The sequence below is a fragment of the Rhodococcus sp. C1 genome (genome assembly GCF_020809065.1).
Classification (GTDB): domain Bacteria; phylum Actinomycetota; class Actinomycetes; order Mycobacteriales; family Mycobacteriaceae; genus Rhodococcus_F; species Rhodococcus_F qingshengii.
This window is the reverse complement of sequence record NZ_CP078080.1, coordinates 4,098,443-4,115,215: the sequence shown is the minus strand read 5'-3', so window position 1 is coordinate 4,115,215 and position 16,773 is coordinate 4,098,443. Positions and strand designations below refer to the sequence as shown.

The following is a 16,773-nucleotide window of genomic DNA, read 5'->3' as shown; positions in this document are numbered from 1 at the left end:
TGGGTCTGAACAATTTCGGCTCAGTTCAGTTCTGCTCAGTTCATGGGCAGTGGCACTGCGCCGCGAGCTGCCAACATGTCGGTCATCAGCTTGGACTCGCTCTGCTGCGTGTTGACCATCGTCTGCGCCAGGCTGCGCACCGGCCCCTCGGTGGCGTCGGCTGCTGCGTACTCCATCATCGGAAGCCCACCTTCGTGGTGACGAAGCATCAGCTGCAGGAACAAGGTGTCGAGTTGCAGACCTTCCGCTGCGCGGAGAGCCGCAAGGTCCTCGGGGGACGCCATGCCGGGCATCGTGTCGACCGGCCCGGAATGACTCATGTCCATCGTGGCCGAAGTCCCGTGCGATCCATGGCCGGAGCCCGAATCGGACGACATCCACTCCATGTACGGGCCCACCTTGGACAGCGGCTGATCCCACATGGTCAGCCACGCCTGCATCTGACCGAGCTGGTTCTGCTGCGTGGTCAAGATGTCGAACGCGAGCGTGCGTACGTCGTTGTCGGTGGACTTCGTCAGGGCGATGGCCGCCATGTCGACGGCCTGGCTGTGATGCACGCTCATGTCCTGCGCGAAGCCCACGTCCACCGAATCCGAAGCCGGAACGGTCAGTGACGACTTCGCATCGGGTCCGAGGAGGTTGGTCAGTGCGCCGAGCGCAAAACCGACGGCGATCGCGCCGATCAGACCGATGATCAGCAGTGCGGTGCGCTGACTCGGCTTCGAAGACTGATCGGTGTTCGTCGAACTATCCACCGGCGGGAATCTGTTCGTCGGTGGCCGGGGTAGCGCCCGTGCCGTCCATCTGGATGGCGTCGGCGCCCGGAGGTGTCGGATCGAACGGCGACGTCGACGGAGTGAACAGCGGGTTGGTGCAGCTCGCGCCGACCTCGGGGTAGACGTTCGGGTTCTGGTTCAGCGCAGTGATGAACTGATCGATGCGATCGTCGTCGGCCTTGTCGATCTCGAGGCGATGGCCCCACGACTGCAGAGAAATGGGGCTGCTCTGACCGGGGTACGGCGACATCAGCATGTAGGACTTGCCGTTCACGCGTCCGGCGAGACTGTCGATCTGGTCCTGGTCGACGAGATCGGGGTTGTACGTGATCCAGATGGCGCCGTGCTCGAGCGAGTGGACGGCGTTCTCGGTGCGAATCGGGTCGGCGTACACGGTTCCGGTGCAGTTAGCCCAGGTGGCGTCGTGCGGGCCACCGAACGGCGGGGTCTGGTCGTACGCCACGCGCTGAGTGGAATCGACGTGCTGGCCGGCCGGGTACTCGATCTTGAGGACGCCGTCGATCTTGTCGGACGGATCCTTGTTCTCGGAGCTGTACTTGTACGGCTCGAGGGCCTGCCGCTCCTCGACCTTGGGCCACAGATTGATACCGAGCACGGCGATGAGTGCGAGCACAGCCACACCGGCGCCGATCGACAGCCAGGGGATCTGGCGGGGAGCGGGGACGCCGCCCTTGCCCTTCTTGGCCGGCCGACTGTTCTTGTTGGCGGCCTTGATGGCCTTGGCTGATTTGGCCCCGGAGTTCTTGTTGGGACCGCGACTATCGGAACCGCTTGGCATCGATTGGGCTCTTTCGGTGTGTGGGCTTGAGGTGTGGCGCGCCCGCGCATGAAGGTACGCGGTGGTAGCTCGGGCATTACCACTGTACTTTCCGAGTCTGAGGGCAAACTTTGAGAGTGGCGTGCGACACGCCACAGCGGCCCCGCGCACGTTCACGGAGAGCGAGGCGTGAGGCGAGTCTCCACTTCCGGTGTGCAGGCAATAGGATGAATACCTGTGACTCCAGCTGACCTTGCCGAACTGCTCCGCGGAACCGCAGCGAGCGTCCTTGCCGATCGTGGCCTCGACGTATCCGTGCTACCCGAAACCCTCACCGTCGAGCGACCACGCAACCCCGAGCACGGCGATTACGCCACCAACATTGCCATGCAGGTAGCCAAGAAGGTCGGCACGAATCCCCGCGAGCTGGCGGGCTGGATCGCCGAAGCCCTCACCGCTGCCGACGGAATCGAATCCGCCGAGATCGCCGGGCCCGGCTTCCTCAACATTCGGTTGGACAAGGACGCCCAGGGCGGGATCGTCGTGTCGGTTCTCGAAGCCGGTGCGTCGTACGGCTCGGGTGACTCCCTCGCCGGCAAGAAGATCAACCTCGAATTCGTCTCCGCCAACCCCACCGGACCGATTCACCTCGGTGGAACCCGTTGGGCCGCAGTCGGAGACGCGCTCGGACGCATTCTGTCCGCGCAGGGTGGTTTGGTAACACGTGAGTACTACTTCAACGATCACGGTGCCCAGATCGACCGCTTCTCGCGTTCGCTGATCGCTGCAGCGAAGGGTGAACCTGCTCCCGAAGACGGTTACGCCGGTGCATACATCGCCGACATCGCCGCCTCGGTTCTGAAGCAGCGTCCCGACGTCATGGATCTGCCTGCCGACGAGCAGCAGGAAACCTTCCGCGCCATCGGCGTCGAATTGATGTTCACGCACATCAAGCAGACCCTGCACGACTTCGGCGTCGACTTCGACGTCTACTTCCACGAGAACTCGCTCTTCGAATCCGGTGCGGTCGAGAAGGCCGTCGAATCCCTCAAGGGTTCGGGCAACCTCTTCCACGAAGACGGTGCGTGGTGGCTCAAGAGCACCGACTACGGCGACGACAAGGACCGCGTCGTCATCAAGAGCGATGGCAACGCCGCCTACATCGCCGGTGACATCGCCTACTTCCAGAACAAGCGCGCCCGTGGGTTCGACCTCTGTATCTACATGCTCGGCGCCGACCATCACGGTTACATCGGCCGTCTCAAGGCTGCCGCTGCCGCATTCGGCGACGATCCGGACACCGTCGAGGTGCTGATCGGCCAGATGGTCAACCTCGTCAAGGACGGCACTGCCGTCAAGATGAGCAAGCGTGCAGGCACCGTCATCACCCTCGACGACCTGGTCGAGGCAATCGGCGTCGACGCCTCGCGTTACGTCATGATCCGCTCGTCGGTCGACTCGAGCATCGACATCGACCTCGACCTGTGGACCAAGACCAGCAGCGAGAACCCCGTCTACTACGTGCAGTACGCGCACGCACGCCTCTCGGCGATCGCCCGCAACGCCGCAGACCTCGGTCTGTCCGCCGACGCGAGCAACCTCGCCCTGCTCACCGTCGAGCAGGAGGGTGACCTCATCCGCACGATCGGCGAGTATCCACGCGTCGTGTCGAGCGCTGCGAATCTGCGTGAGCCGCACCGTATTGCCCGCTACCTCGAAGAACTCGCGGGTGCGTACCACCGCTTCTACGGCGCGTGCCGCATCCTTCCGCAAGGCGACGAAGACGCCACCGACGTGCACCGCGCGCGTCTGGCTCTCTGCGCCGCCACCCGACAGGTCCTGGCCAACGGTCTCGAACTGCTCGGCGTCACCGCACCGGAGCAAATGTGAACGCGCACCCCGCCGGCCCCAAGCACGCCGAGCAGTTGCAGGCCCCCGGCTTGCCCGACCGTCCGACCAGCCCCGAAGCCTTCGGCGAACTCTCACCGCAGGTGTGGCCGCGCAACGCTTCTCGTGGCGACGACGGTGAAGTGACCCTCGCGGGTGTCAAGGTCGGTGAACTTGCCGAGAAGTACGGCACCCCGCTGTTCGTCATCGACGAGGACGACTTCCGCTCGCGCTGCCGTGACATGGCCCGCGCCTTCGGCCCGGATGCCAAGGTGCACTACGCATCCAAGGCATTCCTCTGTGGCGAGATCGCACGCTGGGTCGCCGACGAAGGCCTCTCGCTCGACGTCTGCTCCGGCGGCGAACTGGCGATCGCGTTGCACGCGGACTTCCCGGCCGAGCGAATTGCCATGCACGGCAACAACAAGTCAGTCGCCGAACTGGCCGCTGGTGTCGCCGCGGGCGTCGGACACGTCGTGCTCGACTCGTCGATCGAGATCGACCGACTCGATCGTGTCGCCGGTGAGGCCGGTGTCGTTCAGGACGTGTTGATCCGACTGACCGTCGGCGTCGAAGCGCATACTCACGAATTCATCTCCACCGCACACGAGGACCAGAAGTTCGGTTTCTCGCTGGCCGGGGGAGCGGCGATCGACGCGGTCCGTCGCGTCTTCGCTGCCGACAACTTGCGCCTGGTCGGCCTGCACAGCCACATCGGTTCGCAGATCTTCGACGTCGACGGTTTCGAGGTGGCAGCGCACCGCGTGATCGGTTTGCTCCGCGACGTCGTCACCGAGTTCGGAGTCGAGAAGACCAAGCAGATTTCGATCATCGACCTCGGCGGCGGCATGGGGATCTCGTACATCCCCTCCGACGACCCGCCGCCCGTCGACGAACTGGCAGCAAAGCTCGGCCACATCGTGCGCAACGAGTCCGCACTGGCCGGATTGCCGGAGCCGACGCTTGCCGTCGAACCCGGCCGCGCCATCGCCGGACCTGGCACGGTGACGCTCTACGAGGTCGGCACCATCAAGGACGTCACGGTGGGTAGCTCGCTGACACGCCGCTACATCAGCGTCGACGGCGGGATGAGCGACAACATCCGCACGTCCCTCTACGGTGCGGAGTACGAAGCCAAGTTGGTTTCGCGAACTTCCGAGGCTGATCCCGTCGTTGCACGTATCGTCGGTAAGCACTGCGAGTCCGGTGACGTGGTCATTCGGGACACCTGGATGCCCGAGGACGTCGGGCCCGGTGATTTACTAGCGGTAGCAGCGACCGGTGCATACTGCTATTCGATGTCGAGCAGGTACAACCTGCTCACCCGCCCAGCCGTGGTGGCGGTGCGTGACGGAGTCTCACGCGTGATTCTGCGGAGGGAAACAGTGGAAGATCTGCTCAGCTTGGAGGTATCGCAGTGACGAGCGAATCGGCGCATCGCGCTATCGGTGTGGCCGTTCTCGGCCTCGGCAACGTCGGGAGCGAGGTCGTCCGGATCATTCGTGAGCAGGCCGAGGAACTCGAAGCTCGCGTCGGCGCCCCGTTGGAACTGCGGGGGGTTGCCGTCCGCCGTATCGGCTCGGACCGCGGAATTCCCGAGGAACTGCAGACGACGGACGCCGAGTCCCTGGTCGGTCGTGACGACGTCGACATCGTGGTCGAGGTGATCGGCGGAATCGAGCTCCCTCGCAAGCTGATTCTCTCTTCCCTCAACTCCGGTAAGTCGGTCGTAACCGCCAACAAGGCGCTGCTCGCGGACCACACCGGTGAATTGGCGGAGGCTGCAGAGGCCAACTCTGTCGACCTGTACTTCGAGGCCGCTGTTGCCGGCGCGATCCCCGTGATCCGCCCGCTCACACAGTCGTTGGCCGGAGACCGTGTCAACAAGGTCGCCGGAATCGTGAACGGCACCACCAATTTCATCCTTTCGGCGATGGACGAGACCGGCGCCGACTACGAAGAGACCTTGGCCGAAGCCGGACGCCTCGGATACGCGGAAGCCGACCCGACCGCGGACGTCGAAGGCTACGACGCCGCGGCGAAGGCAGCGATCCTCGCGTCGATCGCGTTCCACACCCGCGTCACTGCCGCGGACGTGTACCGCGAAGGAATCTCCACGATCACCTCCGCCGACCTGGCTTCGGCGAAGGCACTCGACTGCACGATCAAGTTGCTCTCGATCTGCGAGCGCATCGTCACGCCCAAGGGCAAGGAGCGGATTTCCGCTCGCGTGTACCCGGCGCTGGTTCCGCTCAGCCATCCGCTGGCCTCGGTCAACGGCGCGTTCAACGCCGTTGTCGTGGAAGCAGAGAACGCCGGCCGGCTCATGTTCTACGGCCAGGGCGCAGGCGGCGCCCCCACCGCTTCCGCGGTGATGGGTGACCTGGTGATGGCTGCGCGCAACAAGGTTCACGGCGGCCGCGGCCCCCGCGAGTCCAAGTACGCCAAGCTCAAGGTCGCCCCGATGGGCGACATCCTCACGCGCTACTACGTGAACATGGAGGTCGCGGACAAGGAAGGTGTGCTTTCCGCAGTCGCCGCCGAGTTCGCCAAGCACGGCGTGAGCATCTCCGTCGTCCGCCAGGAGGGCGCCGGCGCCGGCGCGCGTCTGGTGGTCGTCACTCATGTAGCAACCGACGCGGCTCTCTCCGAGACCGTGGCGGCCCTCAACGAACTCGAATTCGTCACCGCTGTGACCAGCGTGCTGCGACTGGAAGGCACTGAACAATGACCGGCATCGTCAACCCCGTCCACAAGGCATGGCCGGGTCTCATCGAGGCATACCGGGACCGTCTCGCGATCGGTGACAACTGGAAGACCGTCACCCTGCGCGAAGGCGGCACCCCGCTCCTGCCGGCCGGCCACCTCTCCGAGATCACCGGCTGCGACGTCTACCTCAAGGTCGAGGGCCTCAACCCCACCGGTTCCTTCAAGGACCGCGGCATGACGATGGCCGTCACCGACGCCTTGGCCCGTGGCCAGCGCGCAGTTCTGTGCGCGTCCACCGGCAACACCTCCGCCTCGGCCGCTGCGTATGCAGCCAAGGCCGGCATGACCTGCGCCGTGCTCATCCCGCAGGGCAAGATCGCCATGGGCAAGCTTGCGCAGGCAGTCATGCACGGCGCCAAGATCATTCAGGTCCAGGGCAACTTCGACGACTGCCTCGAGCTGGCACGCAAGACCACGGCCGAATTCCCCACCATCGGTCTCGTCAACTCGGTCAACCCGGTGCGCATCGAAGGCCAGAAGACCGCGGCATTCGAGATCATGGACGTCCTCGGCAAGGCTCCCGACGTGCACGCACTCCCGGTCGGAAACGCCGGTAACATCACCGCGTACTGGCGCGGATACTCCGAGTACTACGCGGACGGTCTGACCACGGTCAAGCCCCGCATGCTCGGCGTCCAGGCAGCCGGAGCGGCTCCGCTGGTCAACGGTGCACCCGTCAAGGATCCCGAAACCATCGCCACCGCAATCCGAATCGGTTCTCCCGCTTCCTGGAACGGCGCTGTCGCCGCGAAGGAAGAGTCGAACGGTGCATTCCGTGCCGCCACCGACGAGAAGATCCTCGAGGCTTACCGTCTGATCGCCGCCACCGAGGGCGTCTTCGTCGAACCGGCGTCGGCAGCCAGCGTCGCCGGCCTGCTCGCCGCACGTGCAGAGGGCTGGCTCGAGCCGGGCCTGACCGTCGTGTGCACGGTGACCGGTAACGGTCTCAAGGATCCTGACACGGCTTTGAAGGGTATGCCGAACGTCGAGCCGATCGGTGTCGATCCCGTTGCCGTCGCGGCTGCCCTCGAGCTTGCATAGTGTCCGTGGATTCATCGACCACTCCGCGGAATCCGGTGTCTGACATGACTATAACCCTGCCTATCGGCCTTTCGGTGACTGCTCGCGTCCCGGCCTCGAGTGCAAACTTGGGGCCGGGGTTCGACACCCTCGGTCTGGCGTTGGGGTTGTACGACGAAATCGTGGTCACCACAACGGATTCAGGCCTTCAGATTCGCGTCGAAGGTGAAGGCGCTGCCGACGTGCCCTGGGGTCCTTCGCATCTCGTGGTCCGCGCCATCGAGCGTGGTCTCGAGGCGGCCGGAGTGTGGGCCAGTGGCCTGGACGTGTTGTGCCGCAACGCGATTCCACATTCGCGCGGGTTGGGATCCTCGGCTTCCGCGGCTGTCGGTGGATTGGCAGCAGCCAACGGTCTGGCGCGCGCTCTCGATGCCGAGATCGGCTTGACGGAAGAGCAGTTGGTTCAGCTCTCGTCCGAGTTCGAAGGTCACCCGGACAACGCGTCTGCCAGTGTTCTCGGTGGCGCAGTCGTCTCGTGGAGTTGCCCACCGGCCGTCGAAGGCGACGAGCCGATCTACTCCGCGGCCAAACTCGACGTCCATCCCGACATCCGTGCTGTGGCACTGGTTCCCGAGGAGCGGTCGTCCACCGCACACACTCGCGGGCTCCTGCCCGAATTGGTTCCGCACCAGGATGCCTCGTTCAACGCGAGCCGCAGCGCGCTCGCCGTCGTTGCGCTCACTGCTCGGCCCGATCTGTTGATGGCGGCCACCGAGGATCGCCTGCATCAGGCACAGCGCGCACCCGCGCTTCCGCTCACGACGCGATGGATCGGGATCCTGCGCGAGGCGGGTATTGCTGCGACCGTTTCCGGAGCCGGCCCCACCGTGTTGGCGCTCAGCACAGAACCTTTCCCCGTCGAACTCGCGGAAGCGGCGCGGGCAGACGGACTACGTGTGCTCGAATTGGACATCGCCGACGGCGTCGAAGTATCCACGACGACGGTCTGATCCCTGCCTTGGTCCTGGTGATCGCCCACTACCGATCGGTAGTGAACTGACACACCCAGTCGTCCAAATTCTTGCCGGACTCAGGTTTGGGCGCTATCCTGGGCTATGTCCGTACATCGTGCGCGTCAGTCGCCGGTGCATCACCAGGGGGCAAAACTCCTTCCCAATCGGGGTCCACAGTCCTTGGCATGATTCTCGCAGGCATGATCCTCACGCTTGTACCTTCTCCGAAGGTTTGAATCCTCCGCGGATCGAACACTCAGAGGTTCCATCACTCTGGGGTTCAACACACGGGGGAGTGAATCGTCGACGAAGGCGCGTTGGGCAGGTTTGCGAGCGCATGAAAAGTTTGAGGCGAGAGTTTCCGACAATCATGTGACGGCGGACAAGCCGGCAGTTCTGGACAGCAACCACGTACGGCACCACCGAGTTCGGTATTCAATCGAACTGCGGGACGAACCCTCGACTTTGCGCAGTGCGAGTGAGGGAAGGAAAGGACCTCCGTGACCGATACGGACCTCATCGCCACTTCTGCACCCGCCGGGTCGGAATCAGGCGACAATTCTCAGGCGTCATCTTCAGCATCGAACGGTGCGGTGGCGACCTCCACGAAGCGTGCCGAAACGCGCCGTGGTGCCGGACTCTCCGGCATGGTGCTCACCGAACTCCGCACTCTTGCGGGTGAACTGGGCATCAAAGGCACTTCCGGCATGCGCAAGGGTGACCTGATCGCAGCCATCAAGGAGCGCCAGGGCGGCAGCGCGAAGGCTGCACCCGCACAGAGTGAACTCACTCTCGACGACGCACCCGTTGCGCGCACTCGTGCCAAGAGCACTCGCGCCGCACGCACCGAAACCCCCGCAGCCGAAACGGCTCCGGCAGCCGAGTCGGCTCCTGCCGAGGCCGCGCCTGCGCGTACCGAATCCGCCGAGGATTCCGATCAGAGCGCACCCCGTCGCGGACGTCAGCGTCGTGGCGCCGCTCGTCGTGCAGGTTCACCCGACCAGGGCGAACTGAGCATCGAGCAGGGAGCTCCTTCGGTGAAGTCCGACGCGGACACCGCGAAGGCCGCCGATTCTTCGAAGGTCGCCGAGACCGCCAAGGCCGAGGCTCCGGCCGAGCGTCCTGCGCGCACCGAGGGCAAGTCCGACGCTGATCAGGCTCCCGCCGAGCAGGGCAACGAGCGTCCCCGCCGCGAGCGAAACCGGGACAACCAGGGCCAGCGGGACAACCAGGGCCAGCGCGAGAACCAGGGCAACCGGGGCAACCAGGATCGCCAGGATCGCCAGGACCGTCAGGATCGCGGCAATCAGAACAACGCCGGCCAGAACAACGCCGGTCCTCGCACGGACAACCGCAACAACGGGCCGGACGACGACGAAGAGGGTGGACGCGGACGCCGCGGACGCCGTTTCCGCGAGCGCCGTGGCCGTGGTCGTGACCGCGGTGAGGGTGGCGCACCCAACGATTCACGCGAGACCGAGATTCGTGAGGACGACGTCCTTCAGCCGGTCGCCGGCATCCTCGACGTCCTCGACAATTACGCCTTCGTGCGTACGTCCGGGTACCTCGCCGGTCCCAACGACGTCTACGTCTCCATGAACCTGATCCGCAAGAACGGCCTTCGCCGTGGCGACGCCATCACCGGTGCCGTCCGCGTCTCGCGTGACGGTGAGCAGGGCAGCCAGCGCCAGAAGTTCAACCCGCTGGTTCGCATCGACACGGTCAACGGCGGCGACGTCGAGGCCGCGAAGAAGCGCCCCGAGTTCAACAAACTCACGCCGCTGTACCCGAACCAGCGTCTGCGCCTCGAGACCGAGCAGCACATTCTCACCACGCGTGTCATCGACCTGGTGATGCCCATCGGTAAGGGCCAGCGCGCCCTCATCGTGAGCCCGCCCAAGGCAGGTAAGACCAGCGTGTTGCAGGCGATCGCGAATGCCGTCGCCACCAACAATCCTGAGTGCTACCTGATGGTCATCCTCGTGGACGAGCGTCCCGAGGAAGTGACCGACATGCAGCGCAGCGTGAAGGGTGAGGTCATTTCCTCCACCTTCGACCGCCCGCCGGGAGATCACACCGCAGTTGCCGAGCTGGCAATCGAGCGTGCGAAGCGCCTGGTCGAGATGGGTAAGGACGTCGTCGTACTGCTCGACTCCATCACGCGTCTGGGTCGTGCGTACAACAACTCCTCGCCGGCGTCGGGACGCATCCTCTCCGGTGGTGTCGACTCGACGGCGCTCTACCCGCCGAAGCGTTTCCTCGGTGCTGCCCGCAACATCGAGAACGGTGGATCGCTCACCATCATCGCTACCGCAATGGTCGAGACCGGATCCACCGGCGACACCGTGATCTTCGAAGAGTTCAAGGGCACCGGCAACGCCGAGCTCAAGCTCGATCGCAAGATCGCCGAACGCCGCGTGTTCCCGGCCGTGGACGTCAACCCGTCCAGCACGCGTAAGGACGAGTTGCTCCTGAGCCCGGACGAAGCTGCGGTGCTGCACAAGCTCCGCCGCGTCCTGTCCGGTCTGGACTCGCATCAGGCCATCGATCTGCTGATCGATCGACTGAAGAAGAGCAAGAACAACCTCGAGTTCCTGATGCAGGTCTCCAAGACCGCACCGGGTGCGATCGACGACTGATCGATTCGACGTCAAAAGGCCCACAACCAGCTGGTTGTGGGCCTTTTGCGTGGGCGGAACAAAACCGAGCGACAGTGCGTTGACAACTTCGTACAGCCACCCCGAGGCGTGCGAGACGCGGATTATCCGGTGAGGTACCGCATCTGGCATACTGAACGGCCGAGTCCGGTTCCGGTTCACGATGTCGATTGGCGACGTCGACCCGGCGACCATTGAAAGGGACACCATGAAGGCAGGAATCCACCCAACCTACGTAGCGACCACCGTCGTCTGCGGTTGCGGTAACACGTTCGAGACCCACAGCACCAAGGAGTCCGGACGCATCAACGTCGAGGTTTGCTCGCAGTGCCACCCGTTCTACACGGGCAAGCAGAAGATTCTCGACACCGGTGGACGCGTCGCTCGCTTCGAGGCTCGCTACGGCAAGCGCGCAGACAGCAAGGTCCCGGCCACCGAGTCCTAGCTGTTCCGCCGACGCCCGATCTGCCATGCGCAGATCGGGCGTCGGCTTTTTTGTGCCTGCACTCGGTTTGCGCGTTTCCCGGGTCCCGGCGTCGAAATACCTTCAAGCGCGCACCGTAGGAATCGAAACTCAGAGCGGAGCGAACCATGGCAGGCGCAACCCAGCCCTCGGCCATCGACGACATCTTGGCGGAGCACGCCGGTCTCGAAGCACAGATGTCCGATCCGGCGCTGCACAACGACCCTGCCGCTGCCAGGCGCGTCGGTAAGCGGTTCTCCGAGCTCTCGCCGATCATGTCGACGTACAACAAGCTCACCGCTGCGCAGGACGATCTGGAAGCCGCGCGCGAACTAGCCGCCGACGATTCCAGCTTCGCCGCCGAGATCCCCGATCTCGAAGCCGAGGTCGCGCAGCTCGAGCAGACGCTTACCGATCAGTTGGCGCCGCGTGATCCGCATGACGGCGACGACATCGTCCTAGAAGTGAAGTCCGGTGAGGGCGGCGAAGAATCCGCGCTCTTCGCCTCGGACCTGGCCCGCATGTACGTCCGCTACGCGGAACGGCATGGCTGGCGCGTCGAGATTCTCGACGCGACGGTCTCCGATCTCGGCGGATACAAGGAAGCCACGCTGTCGATCAAGAGCAAGTCGGACACCCCGGACGGAGTGTGGGCGCGGCTGAAGTTCGAGGGCGGCGTTCACCGCGTCCAGCGAGTGCCCGTCACCGAATCCCAGGGGCGCGTTCACACTTCGGCTGCCGGCGTTCTGGTCTACCCGGAGCCCGAAGAGGTCGAGCAGGTCCAGATCGACGAAAGTGACCTGCGTATCGACGTCTACCGTTCGTCCGGCAAGGGCGGTCAGGGCGTCAACACGACCGACTCTGCTGTCCGAATCACGCACCTTCCGACTGGCATCGTCGTCACCTGCCAGAACGAGCGTTCGCAGCTCCAGAACAAGGCGCGCGCCATGCAGGTCCTTGCAGCCCGTTTGCAGGTAGTCGCCGAGGAAGCCGCGGACGCTGAAGCGTCGGCAGGTCGCCAGAGTCAGGTTCGGACGGTGGACCGTTCGGAGCGCATCCGCACCTACAACTTCCCCGAGAACCGCATCACCGATCACCGCATCGGATTCAAGTCGCACAACCTCGATGCGGTGCTCGACGGTGAGCTCGACGCACTTCTCGATGCATTGGGCAAGGCGGACCGAGAGGCGCGTCTCGCGGCCGAGTAGATGCAGACCATGACTGACCTCCATCCCGCCGGGAACTCGGTGAACCGCGTGTCGGTCGAGCGTGGCAGGCTGTACCCGTGAGTCGACTTCCACTTCGTTTGGCGCTGATCGAAGCTGCAAAACAGCTCGACGCCGCAGGTGTGCCCAGCCCACGCACCGACGCCGAGTTGTTGGCATCCCACCTTCTCGGGGTCGAACGCACGCGTCTCGGACTGATTCCGTTGGTCGATCCCGAGGTCATCGCGGCCTTCGACGAGTTGGTTGCCCAACGCGTGAAGCGGATTCCGTTGCAGCACATCATCGGAGTCGCGTCGATGGGCAACATCGACGTCGCTGTCGGGCCGGGTGTCTTCATTCCGCGGCCGGAAACCGAACTGCTCATGGGTTGGGCACTCTCGTTCCTCGAAGGTTGCGGAAGCAAGCCGCCGGTAGTTCTGGACCTGTGCACGGGATCGGGTGTACTCGCGCTGTCCATCGCCGAGGCCCGTCCGGACGCCGTCGTTCACGCCGTGGAGAAGGAGCCCGCCGCGTTGGCGTGGGCGCGTCGTAATGCTGCCGACCGCGAGGCCGCCGGTGATACACCGATCCATCTGCATCAGGGCGATGTCACCGATCGGAACCTGTTGCCGGGGCTCGAGGGCGGCGTCGATCTGGTCGTTTCCAATCCGCCGTACATCCCCGAAGGCGCGCAATTGCAGCCTGAGGTCATGGATTACGACCCGCACACCGCGTTGTTCGGTGGCGTCGACGGTCTGTCCGTCATCAAACCCATGATCAGCAACATCGCGCGGTGGCTTCGAATCGGCGGCGCGGCAGGCATCGAGCACGACGACACCAACGGGGACGGCGTCGCTGCGCTGTTCTCGGCGCGCCGGGTATTCGGCGAGGTCGCGCAGCATCCAGATCTTGCCGGTCGTCCGCGATTCGTCGTCGCCAGACGTGTCGCCACCGACGTCGAAGCACAGCGGAATCGAACGCCCGAAGCGCAGAGTGAAAGGATGGCTGAGTGAGCACCGTGTACGACTGCAGTCAGACAGATTCCCGAACCGCAGGCTTGGCCGCCGCGAAGAACGCGCTCAAGGCCGGCCGACTCGTAGTTCTCCCCACCGACACCCTTTACGGACTCGCCGCCGACGCGTTCGACAGCGAAGCTGTCGCGAGTCTGTTGCGCGCCAAGGGACGCGGGCGAGACATGCCCGTCCCGGTACTGGTCGGATCGTGGAACACCATCGACGGGCTCGTCTACAGCGTGCGCCCGCAGGCACGGGATCTGATCCGCGCATTCTGGCCCGGCGGACTGAGCCTGGTCGTCGAGCAGGCGCCTTCACTTGCCTGGGACCTCGGTGATACCCGCGGAACCGTCATGCTCCGCATGCCCCTCCACCCGGTTGCCCTCGAACTGTTGCGCGATGTCGGACCGCTTGCCGTCTCGAGCGCCAACATCTCGGGGCGTCCGCCGGCAACTACCGTCGAGGAAGCCCGAGATCAGCTCGGCGGATCTGCCAGCGTGTATCTCGACGGGGGCAAGGCCGAACACGCCGTTGCTTCCACGATCGTCGACCTGACCGGCAATTCACCGCGTATCTTGCGAGTGGGTGCCGTCTCGGCAGAATCCATCGCCGAGGTATTGGGCACCAGTCCGGAAAGTCTCGTAGAGGGAGTTTCGTAACGATGGTCGGCGCCGGCGGCGAGCGCGCGGGGGAATCCACGTATTGGGGACCGGATTTCGGTGAGCTTGCCACGGCAGACCCCGAGATCGCGGCTGTTGCGCTGGCCGAACTCGAGCGTCAGCGCGACGGACTTCAACTCATCGCGAGCGAGAACTTCACCAGCCCCTCGGTACTGGCTGCCTTGGGTTCGACCCTGAGCAACAAGTACGCCGAGGGCTATCCGGGTCGGCGTTACTACGGCGGGTGCGAGTACGTCGACGTAGCCGAGAATCTGGCGATCGATCGGGCAAAGGCGCTGTTCGGCGCCGAGCACGTCAACGTCCAACCGCATTCGGGGGCCACTGCGAATCTCGCGGTGTACGCCGCATTCGCCAAGCCCGGCGACACCGTATTGGCGATGAGTCTGCCGCACGGTGGGCATCTGACTCACGGGTCTCGCGTCAGCTTTTCTGGGCAGTGGTTCACCACCGTTCCCTATCACGTCGATTCGGCCACCGAATTGATCGACTACGACGAGGTTCGCACCCTGGCTCTGGCGCACAAGCCGAAAATCATCGTCGCCGGCGCGACCGCGTACTCCCGCACCATCGACTTCGCAGCCTTCCGCTCGATCGCAGACGAGGTCGGTGCGATCCTGTGGGTCGACGCCGCCCACTTCATCGGACTGGTGGCAGGCCGGGCGATACCTTCGTGCGTTCCGTACGCCGACGTCGTCTCCGCGACGACGCACAAAGTCCTCAGAGGCCCGCGCGGCGGAATGATCCTGTGCCGCAGCGAGCATGCCTCGGCTGTAGATCGCGCGGTGTTCCCCTTCATTCAAGGCGGCCCGATGATGCATGCGATCGCCGGGAAAGCGGTTGCGTTCAAAGAGGCGTCGACGCCGGAATATCGTTGGTATGCACAGGAAGTGGTTGCCAACGCATCGGCGCTCGCGCTGTCGTTGGAAGCTCGCGGTCTGCGCACCGTGTCCGGTGGAACCGACACACATCTGGCGCTTCTCGACCTGCGCGCAAGCGGTGTCACCGGCGTCGACGCCGAGCGTAGGTGCGGACTGGCTTCGATCACGCTCAACAAGAACGCGATTCCGTTCGATCCGCAGTCGCCCGCCGTCACGTCCGGAATCCGCGTCGGGTCCGCGGCCGTGACGACCCAGGGTTTCAACCGCTCCGACATGAGCGTGGTGGGGGAGTTGATCGCGCGCGCAGTTGTCGCGGACCCCGCCACCACGTCAGGAGAGGCCGAGTTGGCAGCAGTTGCCGACGGCGTTCGCGAACTGGTCCGGGCAAAGCCTGCCTATGCCCGCCAGACGGGTGATCTCGAGCAGTGATCACTTCCTACGAGGCGACCACGTATCTGGCACAGGGTGGCGGGGGAGCGGGTGTTCCCATCCGTGAACTTTTGCTCGTGCTGTGTACGGCGGCGGTGGTGACCTACCTGGCGACTGGCGCAGTCCGGTTGTTGGCGCTGCGGTTCGGCGCTGTCGCGATTCCTCGTGATCGGGACGTTCACGTCGAGCCGATTCCGCGCCTCGGTGGCGTCGGAATGTATATCGGCATGGCTGTCGGTCTGCTGTTTGCGCAGCAATTACCCGCGCTCACAAGAGGTTTCGGCTTCGGCAGTCCTGACGTACACGCTGCGCTCGTAGCTGGCGCCGTCATCGTCCTCGTGGGTGTGATCGACGACAGGTGGGGCCTCGACGCCCTCACCAAATTTGTCGGTCAGGTGACTGCTGCCGGCGTTCTCGTGGTGATGGGCGTCAGCTGGTTCATCATCTACAACCCGTTCGGCGGTGACGGTGGGTCCACCATCATCCTCGATCAGATTCAATCCGGACTGTTCACCGTTGCTGTTGCCGTCGCGACCATCAACGCCATGAATTTTGTCGACGGTCTCGACGGATTGGCCGCCGGGTTGGGTCTGATTGCGGCGCTCGCCATCCTCATCTTCTCGATCGGTCTTCTCCACGATCAGGGCGGCGACGCGAGTGTCTACCCGCCGGCGATGATCGCGGCGGCTTTGGCAGGCGCTTGTCTCGGTTTTCTTCCGCACAACTTCAATCCAGCGCGCATTTTCATGGGCGATTCCGGGTCGATGTTGATCGGTCTGATGCTGGCTGCGATCTCGACCAGTGCATCCGGTCGTATTCCACTCACTGCCTACGGAACCCGCGACCTCGTCGGCCTTCTCGCGCCGTTGTTGCTGGTCGGAGCTGTGATGTTCATCCCCATGCTGGACATGCTCCTGGCCGTGATCCGCCGGACGAAAGCGGGCGTCAGTCCGTTCAGCCCGGACAAGATGCACCTGCATCATCGCCTCCTGCAAATCGGACACACGCACCGACGGGTTGTGCTGGTCATCTACCTGTGGGTCAGCGTTCTGGCTTTCGGTGCCGTCGGATCCTCGCTGCTCAATCGACAGCTGGTTGTCGTACTGGTTGCGGCCGGGTTGGTCATTGCCTTGTTCTTCACCGCGGTGCCTTCCCTGATCGATCGCAAGCAACAGCGTCGGTAGCCAAGTTTTCCGATCCATTAC

14 protein-coding genes are annotated in these 16,773 nt (G+C 64.3%); 12 read left to right on the top strand and 2 right to left on the bottom strand.

Translation table 11 applies throughout. The annotated features are described in order from the left end of the window. Positions 1-35 precede the first annotated feature (35 nt). Together KTR60_RS18755 and KTR60_RS18750 are read right to left on the bottom strand one after the other, a co-directional pair. Positions 36-755: a DUF305 domain-containing protein gene (locus KTR60_RS18755; protein WP_007726186.1), complete on the bottom strand. Its 720-nt coding sequence runs from the start codon at positions 753-755 to the stop codon at positions 36-38. Then, positions 748-1,575: a DUF3105 domain-containing protein gene (locus KTR60_RS18750; protein WP_003941378.1), complete on the bottom strand. Its 828-nt coding sequence runs from the start codon at positions 1,573-1,575 to the stop codon at positions 748-750. The genes KTR60_RS18755 and KTR60_RS18750 overlap by 8 nt, the downstream gene beginning before the upstream one ends. Positions 1,576-1,791: 216 nt before the next feature. Here KTR60_RS18750 and argS point away from each other — a divergent pair, with 216 nt between their 5' ends. The 12 genes from argS to KTR60_RS18690 all read left to right on the top strand — a co-directional run bounded on the left by argS (position 1,792) and on the right by KTR60_RS18690 (position 16,752). Then, a complete protein-coding gene (gene argS / locus KTR60_RS18745; protein WP_007726189.1) occupies positions 1,792-3,444 on the top strand; it encodes an arginine--tRNA ligase in 1,653 nt (550 codons plus the stop codon). Beyond that, a complete protein-coding gene (lysA, locus tag KTR60_RS18740; RefSeq protein ID WP_003941384.1) occupies positions 3,441-4,862 on the top strand; it encodes a diaminopimelate decarboxylase in 1,422 nt (473 codons plus the stop codon). Before argS ends, lysA begins: the two co-directional genes overlap by 4 nt. Further along, positions 4,859-6,172 carry a homoserine dehydrogenase gene (locus KTR60_RS18735; protein WP_007726192.1) on the top strand — a complete coding sequence of 438 codons (1,314 nt, stop codon included), beginning with the start codon at positions 4,859-4,861 and terminating at the stop codon, positions 6,170-6,172. The genes lysA and KTR60_RS18735 overlap by 4 nt, the downstream gene beginning before the upstream one ends. Beyond that, a complete protein-coding gene (gene thrC / locus KTR60_RS18730) occupies positions 6,169-7,251 on the top strand; it encodes a threonine synthase (RefSeq protein ID WP_003941280.1) in 1,083 nt (360 codons plus the stop codon). The genes KTR60_RS18735 and thrC overlap by 4 nt, the downstream gene beginning before the upstream one ends. A 44-nt stretch (positions 7,252-7,295) precedes the next feature. Next, a complete protein-coding gene (thrB, locus tag KTR60_RS18725; RefSeq protein ID WP_007726194.1) occupies positions 7,296-8,240 on the top strand; it encodes a homoserine kinase in 945 nt (314 codons plus the stop codon). 503 nt (positions 8,241-8,743) lie between these two features. Then, positions 8,744-10,882: a transcription termination factor Rho gene (gene rho / locus KTR60_RS18720; RefSeq protein WP_228401142.1), complete on the top strand. Its 2,139-nt coding sequence runs from the start codon at positions 8,744-8,746 to the stop codon at positions 10,880-10,882. Between the two features lie 226 nt (positions 10,883-11,108). Beyond that, a complete protein-coding gene (gene rpmE, locus KTR60_RS18715) occupies positions 11,109-11,345 on the top strand; it encodes a 50S ribosomal protein L31 (RefSeq protein ID WP_003941310.1) in 237 nt (78 codons plus the stop codon). 146 nt (positions 11,346-11,491) lie between these two features. Then, the gene (gene prfA, locus KTR60_RS18710) at positions 11,492-12,571 is read left to right on the top strand and encodes a peptide chain release factor 1 (protein ID WP_003941341.1); all 1,080 of its coding nucleotides are present in this window, start codon (positions 11,492-11,494) and stop codon (positions 12,569-12,571) included. A 77-nt stretch (positions 12,572-12,648) separates the two neighbouring features. Next, positions 12,649-13,581 (top strand): peptide chain release factor N(5)-glutamine methyltransferase, encoded by a 933-nt coding sequence (prmC, locus tag KTR60_RS18705; protein WP_054186744.1) that lies wholly within the window; start codon positions 12,649-12,651, stop codon positions 13,579-13,581. Then, the gene (locus tag KTR60_RS18700) at positions 13,578-14,240 is read left to right on the top strand and encodes an L-threonylcarbamoyladenylate synthase (RefSeq protein ID WP_228401141.1); all 663 of its coding nucleotides are present in this window, start codon (positions 13,578-13,580) and stop codon (positions 14,238-14,240) included. Before prmC ends, KTR60_RS18700 begins: the two co-directional genes overlap by 4 nt. A gap of 2 nt (positions 14,241-14,242) precedes the next feature. Further along, on the top strand, positions 14,243-15,568 hold the full coding sequence (gene glyA / locus KTR60_RS18695; protein WP_054186743.1) for a serine hydroxymethyltransferase: 1,326 nt from the start codon (positions 14,243-14,245) through the stop codon (positions 15,566-15,568). Further along, the gene (locus KTR60_RS18690; RefSeq protein ID WP_228401140.1) at positions 15,565-16,752 is read left to right on the top strand and encodes a glycosyltransferase family 4 protein; all 1,188 of its coding nucleotides are present in this window, start codon (positions 15,565-15,567) and stop codon (positions 16,750-16,752) included. The genes glyA and KTR60_RS18690 overlap by 4 nt, the downstream gene beginning before the upstream one ends. Positions 16,753-16,773 lie beyond the last annotated feature (21 nt).